The sequence below is a fragment of the Bradyrhizobium sp. NAS96.2 genome (assembly GCF_001908235.1).
Lineage (GTDB): Bacteria > Pseudomonadota > Alphaproteobacteria > Rhizobiales > Xanthobacteraceae > Bradyrhizobium.
Genome location: NZ_LGHK01000397.1, coordinates 1 through 987, shown reverse-complemented (window position 1 = coordinate 987; position 987 = coordinate 1). Strand labels below are relative to the sequence as shown.

General features: G+C 66.2%; 1 protein-coding gene. It reads left to right on the top strand.

Going from position 1 to position 987, the window contains the following annotated elements; all coding sequences use genetic code 11:
• A partial coding sequence (locus tag AC628_RS44640) for a DUF5801 repeats-in-toxin domain-containing protein (RefSeq protein WP_245321614.1) occupies window positions 1-987 on the top strand: 987 nt, incomplete at both ends.

The window sequence follows — 987 nt, the reverse complement described above, 5'->3', positions numbered from 1 at the left end:
ATCTCGCTGAGCGGGACGGTCGGTTCGCTGAACACCTTCGAGGCGTTTCTGTCGGCCGCGACCAATGCGGGCGTCAACGGCTCGACGCCGGATGCAGTGCCGACCCAGGGCCATGCGCTGGATACCGAGAGCTTCGCCGGCGCGTTCACAGTGGTGACCGGCGCCGACAATGCGACCACGGCCTATGCGCTCAGCATCGCGGCCAACGGCACCGCGACCAATCTGATCGACAGCGCCTCCGGTCTCGGCGTCGTGCTCGACCAGAGCGGCAACACGATCTCGGGCTATGTCACCGGCCACGAAGGTAACGCCGCCTGGCTGGTGTTCACCCTGTCAGTGAACACCGCAACCGGCGATGTGACGTTGACGCAGGACCGCGCGGTGCACGAGCCCGCCGCCTCCAGCCCGGACACCGGTGAGGGCGTCAGCCTGACCGGCGGCCTGGTGACGCTGACGGCGACTGTGACCGACAAGGACGGCGACAGCGCCGCCCAGAATCTCGATCTGAGCTCGCATGTCACGTTCCACGACGATGGTCCGTCGATCTCGTTGAGCGGGCGCGTCGCTTCGCTGAACACTTTTGAAGCCTATCTGTCGGCTTCGACCAATGCGGGCGTCAACGGCTCCACGCCGGATGCGGTGCCGACGCAGGGACATGCTCTCGACAAGGAAAACTTCGCGGGTGCGTTCACGGTGGTGACTGGCGCCGACGGCGCGACCACGGCCTATGCGCTCAGCATTGCGGCCAATGGCACCACGACCAACCTGATCGACAGTGCTTCGGGCCTCGCGGTCGTACTCGACCAGAGCGGCAATACGGTGTCGGGCTATGTGACCGGCCATGACAACGATCCGGCGTGGCTGGTGTTCACGCTGACGGTCAACACCGCGACCGGCGACGTGACCTTGACGCAGGATCGTGCGGTGCACGAGCCGACCGCCTCCAGCCCGGACACCGGTGAGGGCATCAGCCTGACCGGTGGTCTG